The organism is Moraxella sp. CTOTU48841, assembly GCF_032061225.1.
Lineage (GTDB): Bacteria > Pseudomonadota > Gammaproteobacteria > Pseudomonadales > Moraxellaceae > Faucicola > Faucicola cinerea.
In genome coordinates this window covers 43,812-59,947 of sequence record NZ_DAMBFQ010000002.1, presented here as the reverse complement: position 1 = coordinate 59,947, position 16,136 = coordinate 43,812, and the positions used below count along the sequence as shown (strand labels likewise).

The 16,136-nt window shown below is 44.0% G+C and carries 15 protein-coding genes; 9 read left to right on the top strand and 6 right to left on the bottom strand.

Annotation, left to right across the window (positions count from 1 at the left end; all coding sequences use genetic code 11):
- Nucleotides 1-235 precede the first annotated feature (235 nt).
- From RT034_RS02985 to RT034_RS02965, 5 genes are all read left to right on the top strand, one after another.
- Complete coding sequence (locus tag RT034_RS02985; RefSeq protein ID WP_313013525.1) at nucleotides 236-598, top strand: roadblock/LC7 domain-containing protein; 363 nt, start codon at nucleotides 236-238, stop codon at nucleotides 596-598.
- Nucleotides 599-686: 88 nt separating this feature from the next.
- Complete coding sequence (locus tag RT034_RS02980) at nucleotides 687-1,181, top strand: PAS domain-containing protein (RefSeq protein WP_099808397.1); 495 nt, start codon at nucleotides 687-689, stop codon at nucleotides 1,179-1,181.
- The gene (locus RT034_RS02975; RefSeq protein ID WP_313013520.1) at nucleotides 1,181-1,927 is read left to right on the top strand and encodes a phosphate/phosphite/phosphonate ABC transporter substrate-binding protein; all 747 of its coding nucleotides are present in this window, start codon (nucleotides 1,181-1,183) and stop codon (nucleotides 1,925-1,927) included. Before RT034_RS02980 ends, RT034_RS02975 begins: the two co-directional genes overlap by 1 nt.
- Before the next feature lie 206 nt (nucleotides 1,928-2,133).
- Nucleotides 2,134-2,766 carry a hypothetical protein gene (locus RT034_RS02970; RefSeq protein ID WP_138018598.1) on the top strand — a complete coding sequence of 211 codons (633 nt, stop codon included), beginning with the start codon at nucleotides 2,134-2,136 and terminating at the stop codon, nucleotides 2,764-2,766.
- A 130-nt stretch (nucleotides 2,767-2,896) separates the two neighbouring features.
- Nucleotides 2,897-3,574, top strand: coding sequence for a hypothetical protein (locus RT034_RS02965; protein ID WP_313013518.1), 678 nt, complete (start codon nucleotides 2,897-2,899; stop codon nucleotides 3,572-3,574).
- A gap of 94 nt (nucleotides 3,575-3,668) precedes the next feature.
- Here RT034_RS02965 and fkpB read toward each other — a convergent pair whose 3' ends face one another.
- From fkpB to ribF, 4 genes are all read right to left on the bottom strand, one after another.
- Nucleotides 3,669-4,163, bottom strand: a complete 495-nt coding sequence (gene fkpB, locus RT034_RS02960) for an FKBP-type peptidyl-prolyl cis-trans isomerase (protein ID WP_095355898.1) — start codon at nucleotides 4,161-4,163, stop codon at nucleotides 3,669-3,671.
- 23 nt (nucleotides 4,164-4,186) lie between these two features.
- Nucleotides 4,187-4,735, bottom strand: coding sequence for a signal peptidase II (gene lspA, locus RT034_RS02955; RefSeq protein ID WP_313013512.1), 549 nt, complete (start codon nucleotides 4,733-4,735; stop codon nucleotides 4,187-4,189).
- Nucleotides 4,728-8,045 (bottom strand): isoleucine--tRNA ligase, N-acetyltransferase domain-containing, encoded by a 3,318-nt coding sequence (ileS, locus tag RT034_RS02950; protein ID WP_313014119.1) that lies wholly within the window; start codon nucleotides 8,043-8,045, stop codon nucleotides 4,728-4,730. Before ileS ends, lspA begins: the two co-directional genes overlap by 8 nt.
- A gap of 457 nt (nucleotides 8,046-8,502) precedes the next feature.
- Entirely contained in the window at nucleotides 8,503-9,516 is a 1,014-nt protein-coding gene (gene ribF / locus RT034_RS02945; protein ID WP_313013510.1) for a riboflavin biosynthesis protein RibF, read from the bottom strand.
- Nucleotides 9,517-9,641: 125 nt separating this feature from the next.
- Here ribF and RT034_RS02940 point away from each other — a divergent pair, with 125 nt between their 5' ends.
- Entirely contained in the window at nucleotides 9,642-10,166 is a 525-nt protein-coding gene (locus RT034_RS02940; protein WP_313013507.1) for a GNAT family N-acetyltransferase, read from the top strand.
- A gap of 70 nt (nucleotides 10,167-10,236) precedes the next feature.
- Here the strand turns inward: RT034_RS02940 and RT034_RS02935 are convergent, their stop codons facing one another.
- Nucleotides 10,237-11,388 (bottom strand): PilT/PilU family type 4a pilus ATPase, encoded by a 1,152-nt coding sequence (locus RT034_RS02935; RefSeq protein WP_099808389.1) that lies wholly within the window; start codon nucleotides 11,386-11,388, stop codon nucleotides 10,237-10,239.
- Nucleotides 11,389-11,437: 49 nt separating this feature from the next.
- A complete protein-coding gene (locus tag RT034_RS02930) occupies nucleotides 11,438-12,487 on the bottom strand; it encodes a type IV pilus twitching motility protein PilT (protein WP_219299044.1) in 1,050 nt (349 codons plus the stop codon).
- Nucleotides 12,488-12,731: 244 nt separating this feature from the next.
- Here RT034_RS02930 and RT034_RS02925 point away from each other — a divergent pair, with 244 nt between their 5' ends.
- From RT034_RS02925 to RT034_RS02915, 3 genes are all read left to right on the top strand, one after another.
- A complete protein-coding gene (locus RT034_RS02925; protein ID WP_313013499.1) occupies nucleotides 12,732-13,457 on the top strand; it encodes a YggS family pyridoxal phosphate-dependent enzyme in 726 nt (241 codons plus the stop codon).
- Nucleotides 13,458-13,881: 424 nt separating this feature from the next.
- A complete protein-coding gene (locus RT034_RS02920; RefSeq protein ID WP_313013496.1) occupies nucleotides 13,882-14,406 on the top strand; it encodes a C40 family peptidase in 525 nt (174 codons plus the stop codon).
- 351 nt (nucleotides 14,407-14,757) lie between these two features.
- Nucleotides 14,758-16,098: a GGDEF domain-containing protein gene (locus tag RT034_RS02915; protein WP_313013491.1), complete on the top strand. Its 1,341-nt coding sequence runs from the start codon at nucleotides 14,758-14,760 to the stop codon at nucleotides 16,096-16,098.
- Nucleotides 16,099-16,136 lie beyond the last annotated feature (38 nt).

Genomic DNA, 16,136 nt, shown 5'->3' with positions numbered 1-16,136 from the left:
TAGATTGGATACAGGGGTTGAACCGTTAACCTCCATAAACCACCGATGAGCGCCGCTTAATCAGCCCCTCACTTAATAACATTTCCCATCTATTTTTGCCCTATTATTTTTGCACCATGCCAGCCATAATTAAGAATGATTTTAATACGGATCGCATGGGTGCAAGTTTATTTTTATTTTGCCCACTAAATTTGCCCACTAACCCCTAATTTTGTTTACTAAAAAGGTTCTTGATATGCGTACCGATATGTTCCAACAAATCTTAAACGACCTAAACAGCTCTTCAGCTGACGTGGAAGCCTCGGCGTTAATTTCGACCGATGGTTTGATGATTGCGTCAGCATTGCCAGCGGGCATTGATGAAGACCGTGTCGGTGCGATGTCAGCGGCGCTACTATCACTCGGTGACCGTGCAGGTCGAGAACTCGCGCGTGGTAGTATCGAGCGCGTCATGGTACAAGGCGAAAAAGGCTATGTGATTATGTCGGCATCGGGTACAGAAGCGGTATTGACCATTTTGACCAAACCAAATGCAAAATTGGGTCTAGTGTTCTTGGATATGAAGCGTGCGGCTGAAGCCCTATTAAAACTTATCTAATATTTATAAACATTAAAAAGTTTCTCCTTTTCAGCCTATCACTAATATTAGCAACCGTGACTCAATCAAAAATTTATAAGGAGAGGTAATGAAATCTGTACAATTACCCGATATGGACAAACCTGCTGGCGATGCTACAGCGCATCGTCTGACTTACTCAGATGGCTCAAGTCGTATCGTTTATACCACCGAAAACGAGCTGCCTTATCCCGATGGCAAACTTATCGTTTCACGCGTGGATTTAGATGGCATTATCACCCACGCCAATGACGCCTTTGTGGATATCAGTGGCTATAGCCGTGATGAATTAATTGGCGCGCCGCATCATATTTTGCGACATCCACAAATGCCAAAAGCCGCCTTTAAAGACTTGTGGCAAACAGTCGAAGCGGGCAAAAAATGGCATGGCTATGTCAAAAACTTGTGCAAAGATGGTAGCTACTACTGGGTGTATGCAACGGCTGTACCCAATATCCGCCATGGCGAAACGGTTGGCTATACCTCGGTACGACGCAAACCATCACGCAGCAAAATCGCGCAAGCTGAAGCACTGTATCGCAAAATGCTAGAGGAGCAAGCCTAATGACAATTAATTTACTCATTGCGCCTGACTTCGCGCCTGAGCGTTTTGCAGGGTGGCATATGCTAAATACACTGCTACAAAAAAAATCCGGTATTCATATTCACTTACTGACACCCGCGTCTGCGCATGAACAAAACGACTTAATCCAAGCGCAAAACGTGGATATTATCTATGCCAATCCCTTTGACGCAGCGGCAATGATTCGGGAGCAGGGTTATCGCGCCGTGGCGCGTCCACTGGGCAAATCTGATGAAATGGTGATTGCTGCAAAAGCCGATAGTGGCATTGCAGCACTTGATGATTTAAAAGCAGGCTGCACCATTGTCATGGCAGACAACCGTGATGTCAAATTGATTGGGCTTCGTCTGCTAGAAGCCGTGGATTTGTTAGAAACGGACATTACTTGGAAAGTTACCGAGACTTACCAAGCCGCTGCGCGTAATTTGATTAAAGGCGAAGCTGATGCGGCATTCTTTTTATCTGAAGTTTATGATAGTTTGTCACGCTTGACTTTATCGCAGATGCAGGTATTGATTGAAAGTGATTTGAGCGATATCAGCCATGTGTTGCTGATTAAAGAGAGTTTTGCCGACAGTGAGCCATTTATCGAGGCCTTATTAAGCTTAAAAGACACAGCCGAAGGCAAACAAGTATTACAAGAACTGGGGATGAGCGACGGTTTTGAGCCGATGACCCAAGAAGACGGCGAGTTTATGATTGATTTAATGGATACCTTATTGGATTAATCGGTCAAGCTTGTCATCTTGCCCAATAGCGCAATTCATGTTTAGATGAAGTTGCGCTTTTTTTATGCTGAAGCGTTTTGATTGCAATCGGGTTTAATAGTATAGTAGGGGATAAATGCGTGGATTTTTCACAGCGTCAGTCACTAATACCTCACCCTTGTCACATAACTTTTTATATAATTAGGCTAATTTTTTGAGGAATCAGCATGTATTCATTGTCGAATCGTAATCGTAGAAAATTTCAAAAACATTGGCTTAATTTTCGTCTCTATAGTCGACAAGTGATTGACCAACCGATGAACATGGATATCCATACCAGCCGCATCATGGCAGCGATGGAACTTGATGAAAAAGAGCCCTTACAAGGTGCGTTAGCCGATATGTTTTATGGTTGTTGGTTTGACGTGCCCTATTTTGGTGACCGTATGCTCAACCAAGTCAGAGAAAAACTAACGCCAACACTGCTACAAGGGTTTGACCAATGCATCAATCATGGTGAGTATGTGTTTAAAGTAAGCCATCTTGCCACGCGTTGGAGCGTATTGGTATCGCCTTCAATGAACACTTATCAACACCAACTACGTGTGTCCACTGATGACTCAAAAGTAGTGGCACAAATGACGATTGCTTCGCTATTAGATATCATGGAAGAAGAAGACGATCCAGAAGACCAAGCCGAGCAAATTGCCGAAATCGAGGAAGAGTTCTTTAACCATTGTGTTGTTTGTCATGACCGATTGGCATTTAGTATGGTTTGGTGGGAAATGTCAAAAAACAAATGGGATTTTAATGACAAATGGCTTGAAACCAAAGAATATTTTGCCAAGCAAGCCGCTTAATTATAGCCGAATCGATAACTTAGCAACCCAACCGATAAATTAGTAACCCAATTGATGAATGAGCTTTTGCATTCACCAACGCTATCATACAACATTACCTTTGCCGTCTATAAAATTTAAGGAAAACACCATGCCAGAACAAAACGACACCTATGTAATTTTAACGCCTGCCGGGGTATTGCATGGTTTTTCAAGTGCCAATCCCTCAGAGCAGCAACTAGCCTTACAAGCGGTGCTCGCCCCTGAACAAAGTATGACGGCGCGGGAATGGGGTGAGCGTTATAGTGACACTTGGCTAGATATGTTTATCGAAGAAGGTTGGATTGAGACCCTTGAAAAGCGGGTGGTCGCTCCGCACGTGCAGCTGGATAATTTCTTAAAATATGTAGCAGCGAGCCTATCGGGTAGTCGCCGTGTCGTAATTGCATCAGATGAAGGCTTTTGTCTAGCAAAAATGGGCTTTACTCAGCAAGAAGCAGATACGCTGTCGGTAGCCGCCGCCGATTTTTATGGCTTTTTAGAACGCCAACAGCAGCGCGGTTGGGCGGTACATGGCTATGGGGTGTCATTTTTTACCAGTATTGATATGTTGATGCCCAATACCAGTATTGTGTTTTTATGGATCAACAAAACGGGCTATTTCTTGATTATCGAAGATGAGCCGCTCATCAATAACCGCGCTTTTGTGGAATTGGTGTGGGGTATTAAAGCGACGGGCGAACGTTTTGAGCAGCGTGCAACACTGGCAGAACAATCAGACGCTAAACAAGGTGATGCGGCAGACGATGATACCCAAACGGTTAATTGATAGACAATAAAAACCGCTGAGAGTTAATCAGCGGTTTTTTTATTGTCAGGGTTTTTTATTGAAAACTTCCATTCAGCTGAATGCCATATGAATGTCAGCTTAGTGTGATACCTTTACTGTCTTTTGGTGTCACTCTAAAAATCTGCACTTTAAACAGTATATTTTGACCTGCCAATGGATGGTTAAAATCCACTTTGATGGCATCTTCAGTGACGTCACTGACCACACCCACGAGCGTGGTTTTGCCTTTGTCTTCAAATTCCATCATGGTACCGACTTCAGGCAGATTGCCAGTCACGGCAAACTGCGCATGACTAAAAGTCTGTACGTTGTCAGGGTTCCATTCACCAAATGCTTCCTCAGGCGACAGCGATGCGGTGCGCGTGTCACCGGCTGTCAAGTTGATAAGTACCTTCTCAAACCCTTCAAGCAGGCTACCATCACCCACTACCAAGCGAACAGGTTCGCCACGCTCAAAGGTTGAGTCGATGACGGTGCCATTTTCTAAGCTGACCTCAAAATGCAAATCAACAGTTGAGTCTTGAGTGATGCGGGTTTGTTCGTTTGGCGTAATAATGTCATGATTCATGCGGTTGTTTATCCATCTAAAAATTAAAGGGTGTTACGTTTGGATTCTAATAAAAACGCATCGATTAAAATCAACACAACGCCAATATTAATCGCCACATCAGCTATATTAAAAATCGGGAAATGCCACGCATTGCCATAGTGCACATGCAAGAAGTCAATCACATAGCCCAAACGTACCCGATCAATCAAATTGCCCAAAGCGCCCGCCATCACCAATGACAAGCCCAAAGCCAATAATTTGGCTTGTTGGGGTATTTTGCGTAGATACGCCATGATACCAAAGGAAACAGCCAGTGCCAGTCCGCTAAACAGCCATTTTTGCCAGCCGCCTTTATCTGCCAAAAAACTAAACGCCGCGCCATAGTTGTGGGCAAGGGTAAAGTTAAAAATCGGCTCAATAATCGCCGTAGTTTGGTACAGCTGGTAGTTGTGCTCAAAGTACAACTTGGTAAGTTGGTCAATAATCATTGCCAAAACCGCAATACCATACCACACCATAGCTTTATTGCCGTTGATGGGTAGGGTAGTGGATGAATGAGTGGCAGCAGTCGTTGCCTGTGTATTAGGCATAATGACGCACCTCGCCTTGACCTTCGACATTCTCGACGCAGCGACCACAGATTTCTGGATGGGCAGGATTGATGCCGATATCCTCGCGAATGTGCCAACAGCGAATACATTTTTCACCCGTGGCAGGCTTGACCACTACCGCAACTTGGCTGTCTTCGTCGGTATAGGTCACATCGCTTGGTTGGTTGGTTAATGCCGCCACATTGGCTTGGCTTGAAATCAACACAAATTTTAGTTCATCGCCTAATCGATTGAGTGACGCCATGGCAGCATCTGGTGCATACACGGTGACATTAGCCGATAAATTGGCGTTAATCACTTTATCGGTGCGCGCAATTTCATAAGCTTTGTTGACGGTTTCTTTGACATTCAAAATCGCTTGCCAATCCGATTCGCTCACGTCATCCAATACCACTGGCGGGAATTCATACCATTCTTCGGTAAAGATGTAGCCATTGCCATGGCTTGTATGCGGACCTTTTAAGATTTCCCAAGCTTCTTGTGCGGTAAATGACAAAATCGGTGCAATCCAGCGCAGTAACGCATGGGCAATATGATAAATTGCAGTTTGTGCTGAGCGGCGCGCTTCACCATTGGCTTTGGTGGTGTATTGACGGTCTTTGATGATGTCTAAATAAAAACCGCCCAAATCTTGTGAACAAAAACCCACCACCGCTTGACACACTTGGTGAAAATCCATGTTGGTATAAGATTGACGAATGTCAGCTTGTACCGCCTCAGCGCGTTTTAAAATGTACTTGTCAAGGCTGACCATATTGATAGCATCCACCATGTCGGTGGCTGGGTCAAAGTCGTCTGTATTCGCCAGTAAAAAACGAATGGTGTTACGAATACGGCGATACATATCGGTAGTGCGCGCAAAGCCTTCAGTCGATACCGCCATCTCGTAACGGTAGTCACTTGAACCGACCCACAGACGCACGATATCAATACCATATTTATTGGCAAGTTCTTGCGGCTCAAAGCCTTTGGTATTGCCTTTGGATTTTGATAATTTATAGCCTTTGGCATCTACAGTAAACCCGTGCGTCAACACTTGCTTGTACGGTGGACGACCATAAATCGCTTCACTCACCAAAAGCGACGACTGAAACCAACCACGATGTTGGTCAGAGCCTTCAAGATATAAATCCGCAGGATTGGCTAAGTCAGGACGATTGGCAAGCACGGCAAAATTGGTTGACCCTGAGTCAAACCACACGTCTAGCGTATCAGTCGATTTTTGATATTCTTTAGCATCATCTCCAATAAAGTCTTCAGCCGCGGCATCAAACCACGCTTCCACACCACCTTGTTCAATCACTTGCGCGACTTTTTCCATCAGCTCAGCCGTATTTGGGTGCAAATTGCCCGTGTCTTTATGAATGAAAAAGGCAATCGGCACGCCCCAAGTACGTTGGCGGCTGATACACCAATCTGGGCGACCATGCATCATTGATTCGATGCGATTTTGTCCCCAACTGGGTGTCCATACCACTTTTGGAATATCGGTCAACGCTTGCTCACGCAGACCTTGGCTTTCCATGTTGATAAACCATTGTGGCGTTGAACGGAAAATAATCGGCGTTTTGTGTCGCCAGCAATGCGGATAGCTGTGAGTAATCACGTCATGCTTGAGCAAATGGCCACTGGCTTTGAGCGTTTCGATAATTTTTGGTTGCGCTTTATAAATATGATCGCCGACAAAAACTTTGGCTTCAGGCAAATACACGCCGTTACCTGCCACTGGGTTTTCGGTGGGCAAGTGAAATTTTTGCCCGACCATATAGTCATCGACACCGTGCGCGGGCGCAGTGTGTACCAAACCCGTACCGCTATCTGCCGTCACGTGGTCACCTGTGATAATCGGCACTTGACGCTCGGCAATCAGTGGATGCTGGGCTTTAAGTACAGTTAATGCATCGCCTTTCACGGTCGCAACAACGCTGTATTCTTTGGCGTTAAAGACACTCATTAAATGCGGAACTAAATTGTAAGCGACAATTAAATGGCTGATTTTCGTCTGTGGTTTATCGCCTGCCATTTGATAAAACAAGCGCTCGCCTAAACCGTTGTCAGCGGTTTTTTGATAAGTTGCGCCAATTTTTTCTAACGCTTTGGCCGAACGCTGATTATCGGGGGCAACATGAAACCAAATCGTTTCTCGTTGGGGTTGGGCATGACTTAGCATAGCCGATTTAATTTCAGCATTGGCCCCTGATCCCCAATACTCACGGGTCAAAAAGGTATAGCCAATCGCAATCGAACTTTCTTCAACATTATCATCATAAAAACGGGTTGTGCCAATAATGTTATTGGTTTTTTTATCGACAATCACAAAGGCTTTTTGCTCAAGGGCTTTTTTGAAATACGGCTCAAATACGGCAGGTTCGTGGCGTTTTTCCGGCAACATTTCCCAAATCAAGGGGTCAGATGCACTTGCCTGTAAAGCGGTTTTATCGTCTTTGGTTAAACGGCGAAGTAAATAATTGGGCGTATCAAGGGTAGTAGGAATAGCAAAGGCTTGTTTATTAAACGTGACTTTTACCACGGAGTACTCTAGCTCAGCGCTTGCGGTAATCGCCTGATTGGCAGGCAACGTCCAAGGCGTGGTGGTCCAAATCACCGCCTGCAAAGCGCCATCAATCGCTTTAGTCGCCGCTAATGCTTCACGGTTGACGACATCAAAACCGACATAAATCGCATCGGATTTTTTATCTTCATATTCCACTTCCGCTTCCGCGAGCGCCGAACCACAATCCAAACACCAATTCACCGGCTTCATACCGCGAGTGATATGCCCGTTTTTGTAGATTTCTGCCAATGCACGGACAGTATCAGCTTCTTGCTTGAAGTTCATGGTCAGATAAGGATTTTCCCAGTCACCCAGTACGCCCAAGCGTTTAAAGTCAACCATTTGCAGGTCAATTTGGCTTTTGGCATAGTCACGGCAAGCGCCGCGAAACTCGGTTGACGTCACGATGGCACCGTTTTTGCTTTTGTCTTTATGGGGTTGACCCACTTTACCGATAATGCCTTCTACTTTTTGCTCAATCGGCAATCCATGACAATCCCAACCCGGTACATACGGCGCGTCATAACCGTCAAGCGTCTTGTATTTGACAATCATGTCTTTAAGCACTTTATTCACCACATGACCTAAGTGAATCTGACCGTTGGCATAGGGAGGGCCATCATGCAATACATACTTTTCACGACCTTGACGAGCGCTACGAATTTGGGCATACACATCGTCGGCAAACCATTGTTCTAGCCATTTAGGTTCGCGCTTGGCAAGGTCGCCACGCATGGGAAATACGGTATCGGCAAGGTTTAGGGTGTCTTTATAGTCGATTGACTGATTGTCAGTATTGTCGGTCATGTAACTCTCGGTATTCTATAAAAAGTGCAAAAGGTAAAAAATTGATAACAGGGTATTATATGTTAAAATTGGCAGATTGACAAAGCGTGGTTTGGCTTATCTCATGCTTGATTTTGGTAAGTTTGTCACAAAAAAATTTCACTCACCAAAATAGCTATAAACGCTAAAAATAGTTGAAAATGCTAGAAATAGTTGAGGAAGGATACAATTTTCCACCAGCGTACAAAGATTAAAGCATTTACAGTCAATGCCAAATGGCAACGCAGGGTATGGGAAGTATAGGCAGGGTATTTTTGCCCCTGCCGACTCAGAAAATTGGGCTAGCTTGGGTAAGCCTAGTATGTTGCTTAGGAGTAGCAGGGTGGAGGCTGACATGCCAAAGTCATTAAGGGATTGATTTTGCAAAGGCTTGCTGCTCGCGCCAGTCAAGTAAATCCACCACGTCTTGGGCAATGCCTTGTTTTAATGCGTCAAGCCCAGCATAATTTTTTTCCCCATGTAAAAAATGCAAAAATGTCACCGTCAGTTCTCTGCCGTACAAGTCGCCTTCAAACTTTGGAAAATTGACTTCCAGTCGCCATTCTACCCCATACTTATTTTTTAGCGCAGGGCGAGTACCCACATTGCAAGCGCCAAACAAACTGCCTTTGGTGAGTCCTTGCACGCCAGTTTGACTATTTTTTCCCAGTGTTGATAAATCCGTGCCATCGGTAGCGGTAACCGATACCGCAAAAATCCCATGCAGGGCAGGCTTGATACGGTTTAGCGCAATATTGGCGGTGGGAAAATCAAGTGTGCGACCGATTTTATCGCCATGTTCCACCATGCCAGTAATCGCATAATCTCGCCCTAGCAGATGCTTTGCGGTTGCCAAGTCCCCTTGTTGCAAACAGTCTCGAATGCGGGTTGAGCTGACACGCTCATCTTGATGCGCATGGTCGGTCACAGTATGCAAAATTTGCACAGGCAAGCCAAACGCACGCAAAAACTCACTATCGCCAGTACGGTCATGCCCAAAGCGAAAATCATCCCCCAATACCAGATGCTTTACGTTTAATTTGACTAACATTTTGGCAAAATCGTGTGCCGATAAATTCCGAAAGTCATTATCAAAATTTGCCACAATCAAGCTATCGATACGATGTTCAGCAATCAATTGGGTTTTTTCTGCCAAATTGGTGAGTCTTGCAGGGGCGGTTTGCGGGCTAAAAAACTCACGCGGCTGTGGTTCAAATACCATCACCATACTGGCAAGTTGCTGAGATTTTGCCAAAGATTTGGCTTTATCCAGCATCGCTTGGTGACCCAAATGTACCCCATCAAAATTACCAATCGTCAGTACCGAATCAGGTAATAGGGTTGGATTTTTTAGCCAGTCAGATAAGTCAATCACGTTCATAGGCATCGCAAACTATCAATTTTATGAAATCGCTTATTATAAAGTAAAAATGTTGCTAACATACGCGCTAATAAGATTTTTCGGCAAATTTTAGCCGCATTTTTTAGTTCAATTTTGGAGTCGCTATGTCTGCAGCGCATCACAACCTTAGTATTCGCCTAGCTGCGATTGATGATTTACCGCGCATCGTTGAAATTTATAACCAAAGTATCGCAGGTAAGCAAGCCACGGCAGATTTACAGCCTGTGAGTGTGGCAGATAGGCAAGCGTGGTTTGACGCTCATACCGTCAATCGTCCGTTGGTGGTTGCCCAAACTAGCTCCGAAAATAGCTTAGGTGAAATAGTGGGTTGGGGCAGTTTGTCTGATTTATACGCGCGTCCTGCCTATCATATCAGTACTGAAATCAGTATCTATGTGGCAGATGAAGCCAAGGGGCAAGGCGTGGGCAAGGCGTTGGTCAATTATTTAATCCAAGTTGCGCCAAGTTGTGGCGTGCAGCAAGTTGTTGCGCTGATTTTTGCGCATAATACACCAAGCCTTGCGATGTTTGGTAAGCTAGGATTTGAGCCATGGGGCAAGTTTAAGCAAGTTTGTGATATGAACGGATTTATTGCTGATGTGGTGATTTTGGGAAAAAGTGTAGCTTAGATAAACAAGGCGCATGTTGAGCCTTGTTTGTGTTACAAAATTATTGTTACTAGCAGACGATTACGTATTATTAGGATATTGCGTTGTCATTGGCTGCGCTATTATCATCAGATTGCAGTGAGAGCTCCAGCTCGCTTTCCTCGGTTTTATTGGCCGATTTACTCTCTAACTTAATGAGTAGGCGTAAATCGTTGGGTGAATCAGCGTGTTGGATGGCATCGCGGTAAGTGATGTCGCCATTTTCATACAAATCAAACAACGCTTGGTCAAAGGTTTGCATCCCAATTTCACGGGAACGTTTCATGACAGGCTTAATTTCGTGGATTTCCCCTTTACGGATGTAATCACCAATCAGTTGCGAATTGAGCAAAATTTCAATCGCAGGGCGGCGACCTTTGCCATCAGGGGTAGCAATCAGTTGCTGCGCCACAATGGCTCGAAGGTTCAATGATAAATCCATCAAAATCTGCTCGTGATGTTTTGCTTCAAAGAAGTGAATAATACGCTCAAGCGCTTGGTTGGCATTGGTGGCGTGTAGGGTGGCAAACACCAAGTGTCCTGTTTCGGCATATTGAATGGCATAATCCATGGTTTCACGGGTACGAATCTCGCCAATCAAAATCACATCAGGTGCTTGACGTAGGGCGTTTTTTAATCCTGCTTCAAATGACTTGGTATCAATGCCAACTTCGCGTTGGGTGATGATACAGCCTTTATGTTCATGCAGGTATTCAATCGGGTCTTCGATAGTAATGATATGACCGCGCGAATTCTCGTTGCGATACCCCATCATAGCTGCCAGTGTGGTAGATTTACCTGTACCTGTCGCGCCGACTAGTAGCACGATGCCGCGTTTTTTCATGGCAATTTCATTCAAAATCGGTGGTAGATTGAGGTGCTCTACCGTGGGGATTTTGGTTTCAATTTTACGTAGCACCATGCCCGCACAGTCTTTTTGGACAAAGGCAGAAACACGAAAGCGTGCGGTTTGGTTTTTGTCAACAATGGCAAACTGGCATTCTAGGGTGTCGTCAAACTCTTTGCTTTGAGCAGGCGTCATCACGCTTTTGACCAGCGTCATTGATTGCTCGGGGGTCAGCGCTGACTTGGTGACTGGCGCGATAGTACCATTGACTTTCATTGATATGGGCGCATCGGCGGTGATAAAAAGGTCGGAGCCGTTTTTTTGTATCATTAGCTGCAGTAATTTATCAAGATCCATAACGCGTCTCTCGCATTGGTTTTATAAGATTGTTTCTATCAAATAGTTATCACATAAAATTTTCCGGTTGTTTGGCATATTGGCGCGCCGATTCTTTGCTAATCACGCCCTTATTGACCAACTCGCGAAGGCTTTGATCGAGTGTGGTCATACCATCGCCTGCACTGGTTTGGATGGCAGAGTACATTTGGGCGACTTTGTTTTCACGAATCAAGTTACGAATCGCAGGCGTACCAATCATAATTTCATGCGCGGCGACACGACCACCTGTTTGGCGTTTGAGTAGCGACTGCGAGATAACCGCTTGCAGCGACTCAGATAACATCGCACGAATCATGTCTTTTTCGGCGGCGGGGAACACGTCGACCACACGGTCAATGGTTTTGGCCGCAGATGAGGTATGCAATGTCCCAAATACCAAGTGTCCTGTTTCAGCAGCCGTCAATGCCAAGCGGATGGTCTCAAGGTCACGCATCTCACCGACAAGAATAACATCAGGGTCTTCACGTAGGGCAGAGCGCAGCGCAGCATCAAAGCTTAAGGTATCACGGTGGACTTCACGTTGGTTGATGAGGGATTTTTTTGATTGATGCACAAATTCAATCGGGTCTTCGATGGTTAAGATATGTTCTTTACGGGTTTCATTGATATAGTTAATCATCGCTGCAAGGGTAGTTGACTTACCCGAACCTGTTGGACCTGTGACCAGTACCACGCCGCGTTTGTAGTTAGAGATTTTCTCAAAAATCGGTCCCATACCAAGCTGCTCCATCGTCAAGACCTCAGATGGAATGGTACGAAATACCGCACCTGCGCCCCGGTTTTGGTTAAAGGCATTGACACGAAAGCGCGCCACATTGGGAATTTCAAACGAAAAATCGGTTTCAAAAAACTCTTCATAATCGGCACGTTGTTTGTCGTTCATGATGTCATAAATCAAACTATGCACTTTTTGGTGATCAAGCGGTGGCATGTTGATTTTGGTGATTTCACCATCTACCCGAATCATCGGCGGTAAGCCTGCTGAAATATGTAAGTCAGAGGCTTTATTTTTGAATGCAAAACGCAACAAATCGTCAATCGATAATTCCTTTGCCATGATAGCGAATCCTTAGGTGGGTCAAGAAAATAGAAAAAACCGCGGGAAAAAAAGATAGTTATACTATAATCATCCGTCCACAAAAAAAACAGAAAAAACTGACTAGGCATCATAGTTTTTTGTTGATTTTAGCTTATGCTAAACTTAAATTTAAAAATCAGCGGCACCAGTGCGAAAAAAACCAAAAACATCATCTTAACTCGCAAACAGTCAGCCAACCCCCTCTCAACAGGAAAAGTTAACCATGCAAACATTCGATGAACAACAGCCATTGGCGACAAGCGCAACAGATGCTGAAAACCAAGCCTTGATAGCGCGTTGGCAACAGGTGAAAACTGACGTTGCTAGACTCAATCCAACTGTCAAACTGCTTGCCGTATCCAAAACCAAACCCAGCTGGATGATTCGCACCTTAGCGCAGCAAGGTCAGCAAGATTTTGGTGAAAACTATGTACAAGAAGCGGTGGCAAAAATCGCAGCACTCAATGACGTTACTGCCAACGAGCAGCCATTGGTGTGGCATTATATCGGTCATATCCAGCGTAACAAGACCAAAGAGTTGGCGGCGCATTTTGATTGGGTGCATGGGGTCGATCGCTTAATTATTGCCCAGCGTCTCAATGGGCAAAGGGGTGAACACCTTCCGCCACTCAATATCTGTATCGAAGTCAATATTGACGATGAAGCCAGTAAATCAGGCTGCCAGGCGGACCAGTTACCCGAATTGGTGACACAGATTAGTCAACTACCCAACTTGCAATTACGCGGACTGATGATTATCCCTGCCAAAAATTCAGCCGCTGCCTTTGTCAAAACCCAGCAATTATTTGAGCAAAACAAGCGATATCATGCGCATCCTGAGCAGTGGGATACTTTGTCAATGGGCATGAGCGGCGATATTGAGCAAGCCATTGCCGCGGGCGCCACCATCGTTCGTATTGGCACCGCCATTTTTGGGGCGAGAGATTAGTGCGAATGATGGGGTAAAAAGACAGCAATTTAACGATTTTTATCATTTTTTACTCAACAATGAAGCAGGGTCAGTTACATATTGACCCTGCTTTTTTTACAGTAAGCCAAAATAAAGGCGAGATTGTAGGGATTTTTTAACCCAATGTGGTGTTACGTCATGTATTTTCTTACCGAATTATTGCTGTATGCTTTCTATAAGCTTTCTGTAAGCAAATTAGCTTACATTGTAATATTTTTTAACATTTTATGGAAAAAAGATATCCACATCCAAAAAACTTTATTGGTATGATGGCGTTGTTTTACAGAATGTAACCAGTACAATAGTTATGTAATTTTTATCCGTATATCAACTTTTTAGCATTTAGCAATCAATTGTGATATAGCCCATATACGGATAAAAGTTCTGAACGGATTAAAGCCCTATGAACTTTCTTCAAAAAACTTTATTGACCGCTCTACCTTGTGTCTTGTTAAGCGTAGCCCCCACCGCTGCCAATGCCGACAATGGTATCACAGAATATTTCAGTAGCTTTAACTCAAGCGTTTCTGAAAATACAGAGGGTGGCTCAAAAGTAGATAGTCTCATTGCAAAAGCCAAAAATTTTATCGGCTTACCTTACCGCTGGGGTGGCACCAGCCCAGCCAGTGGTTTTGACTGTAGCGGTTTTATGCAATATGTTTATAAACAAACCGCCAACATCAATCTGCCACGTACCTCAAGCAGCATGGCGCAAGTGGGTGAACGTATTAACCGTAGTGAGTTAAAGCCAGGCGATATGGTGTTCTTCTCTCACGGTGGTGGTCGTATCTCTCATGTGGGCATGTACATCGGTGAAGGTCGTTTTATTCATTCCCCATCAACCGGCAAAAGTATTTCTATTACAAGTTTAGATTCTGGCTATTGGGCAAACAAATTCGTGACAGCGCGCCGTGTCTTGGACGCTTAAGTTCAATTGACAACGTCACGATGAATGTTAAACAATCAGGTTAAATCAACCAATCAAGTTAAAATGCTATAAACTGTAGATTAAGGTAAGCTTAGGCTTACCTTTTTTATTTGGTCGAGGAAATTTTGATACAAATAGATAAGTCAAGAATAATTAAAAAAAATTAAACATTTACCCATTGGTTATTAATAAAGTATTAGAATGAAGCAATAATACCTTATATAATCTTTAGGGTAAGTTAAATGCAAACGACTAAAACTAATCAATGAACGACAATGACTGACATCGCTGTTGATTTGTTTAATGCGTGACGCCCTTTTTTAATAGATTTATTGATTTTGCAATAATCCTATGACCCAAACCGCCCTGCCAAGCTTTAAAGAACAATTGCAGCAAACGCTAAAATTTTTTAGCTTTAAACCTTCGCTATATATCAATTCGCCAAGAGTCAACGATACCAATAAATTCATGCTGTTTATCATATTGGCGTTGGTTGAGACATTTTTTCATTTAATTTGGTATGCGACAGTTCTTGTCATCACATCGCCCCTAGATATCTTTCCTTTTGCTCAGACGTTCAATCAAATTTTTAATCGCAGCTTGATGATAAATATTACCTATTTGGGACTCGCGATGGTGTTGTTTTGCGGGTATTCACTATGGGTCATTACCCGCATTCCTGAACAGTCAAGACTTTGGCGAGAGTACCAAATCTTTTTTGTAATCATCTATTTGATTTATGAAAATCTTTTTATCGTCTGGATTGGCAACAACAGTGCGCTTGAAGGTGTAATGCTGATTAGTGCCACCGGTCTTGGGATGGTGCTATTAAGATGGCGACTGGTCTGGGTGTCATTTGTCAGTTGTATTGTTGCGTTATTTATTTTTAATATGAGTAATAGCATGAATTGGTGGCAATTGCTTCCTAGGTTGTATCCAAGTTTAGCAGCGCGTAGTCATTGGCTTTGGGGATTGTCTTTTAGCTTTTTGGTAACCGCCAAGGCAACAGTCACGCTGTATTGTATTTTACAGGGCATGAAAGTCATGAACTTTCAGCGCCGCAAGATTTATGATTTGCTAGAAGCTGATGCGCTCACCAATATTGCCAATCGGCGTACCATTTATAGTTTTTTGAGTTATTTATGGCAACGTAAAAGCGATTGGCATACGCTTAGTGTGATTTATATTGATTTGGACAAATTTAAACATATCAATGACAAATATGGTCATGATGCAGGTGATGCGACGTTGATTTGTACCGCGAATACCTTAAAAAACTTCTTACCGACAGGGACGATGTTTGGACGCGTGGGTGGGGAAGAGTTTTGCATCATCTTGCCTAATATGGGGATTGAGCAAGCCTACGATATGGCAGAGCAGCTGCGCCAAGCGTTTGAAAAGCAAGTGGTGAGATATGGCATCTTTGATACAGAAATTCAATTTACCGCAAGCTTAGGTATAGCCAGCCTTTATCAAAATCATGGGGGGGATAGCGAGCGTGCGATTGATAATCGCAGTTTTATCGAATATATGCGCGAGTATATGCATAGTTTACCAACCATGCCTGCACTGCCGCCCGCCCTTGAGCGCATTATCAAATTCTCCGATTTGGCAATGCAGCAAGCCAAAGCCAATGGTCGCAACTGTGTGGTCAAAGGTCAATGTTATTTACTGATGACGCAAAGTAATTAGCCGTCATAACTTAGCCTTTATAATTTAGCTTCTATAAC

Coding starts and splice junctions, on each gene's coding strand:
- RT034_RS02980 (WP_099808397.1), top strand. CDS start 687: ATGAAATCTGTACAATTACCCGATATGGACAAACCTGCTGGCGATGCT.
- RT034_RS02940 (WP_313013507.1), top strand. CDS start 9,642: ATGTCTGCAGCGCATCACAACCTTAGTATTCGCCTAGCTGCGATTGAT.
- RT034_RS02975 (WP_313013520.1), top strand. CDS start 1,181: ATGACAATTAATTTACTCATTGCGCCTGACTTCGCGCCTGAGCGTTTT.
- RT034_RS02915 (WP_313013491.1), top strand. CDS start 14,758: ATGACCCAAACCGCCCTGCCAAGCTTTAAAGAACAATTGCAGCAAACG.
- RT034_RS02930 (WP_219299044.1), bottom strand. CDS start 12,487: ATGGCAAAGGAATTATCGATTGACGATTTGTTGCGTTTTGCATTCAAA.
- fkpB (WP_095355898.1), bottom strand. CDS start 4,163: ATGAATCATGACATTATTACGCCAAACGAACAAACCCGCATCACTCAA.
- RT034_RS02965 (WP_313013518.1), top strand. CDS start 2,897: ATGCCAGAACAAAACGACACCTATGTAATTTTAACGCCTGCCGGGGTA.
- RT034_RS02985 (WP_313013525.1), top strand. CDS start 236: ATGCGTACCGATATGTTCCAACAAATCTTAAACGACCTAAACAGCTCT.
- RT034_RS02935 (WP_099808389.1), bottom strand. CDS start 11,388: ATGGATCTTGATAAATTACTGCAGCTAATGATACAAAAAAACGGCTCC.
- ribF (WP_313013510.1), bottom strand. CDS start 9,516: ATGAACGTGATTGACTTATCTGACTGGCTAAAAAATCCAACCCTATTA.
- RT034_RS02920 (WP_313013496.1), top strand. CDS start 13,882: ATGAACTTTCTTCAAAAAACTTTATTGACCGCTCTACCTTGTGTCTTG.
- lspA (WP_313013512.1), bottom strand. CDS start 4,735: ATGCCTAATACACAGGCAACGACTGCTGCCACTCATTCATCCACTACC.
- ileS (WP_313014119.1), bottom strand. CDS start 8,045: ATGCGTGGCGACCTTGCCAAGCGCGAACCTAAATGGCTAGAACAATGG.
- RT034_RS02925 (WP_313013499.1), top strand. CDS start 12,732: ATGCAAACATTCGATGAACAACAGCCATTGGCGACAAGCGCAACAGAT.
- RT034_RS02970 (WP_138018598.1), top strand. CDS start 2,134: ATGTATTCATTGTCGAATCGTAATCGTAGAAAATTTCAAAAACATTGG.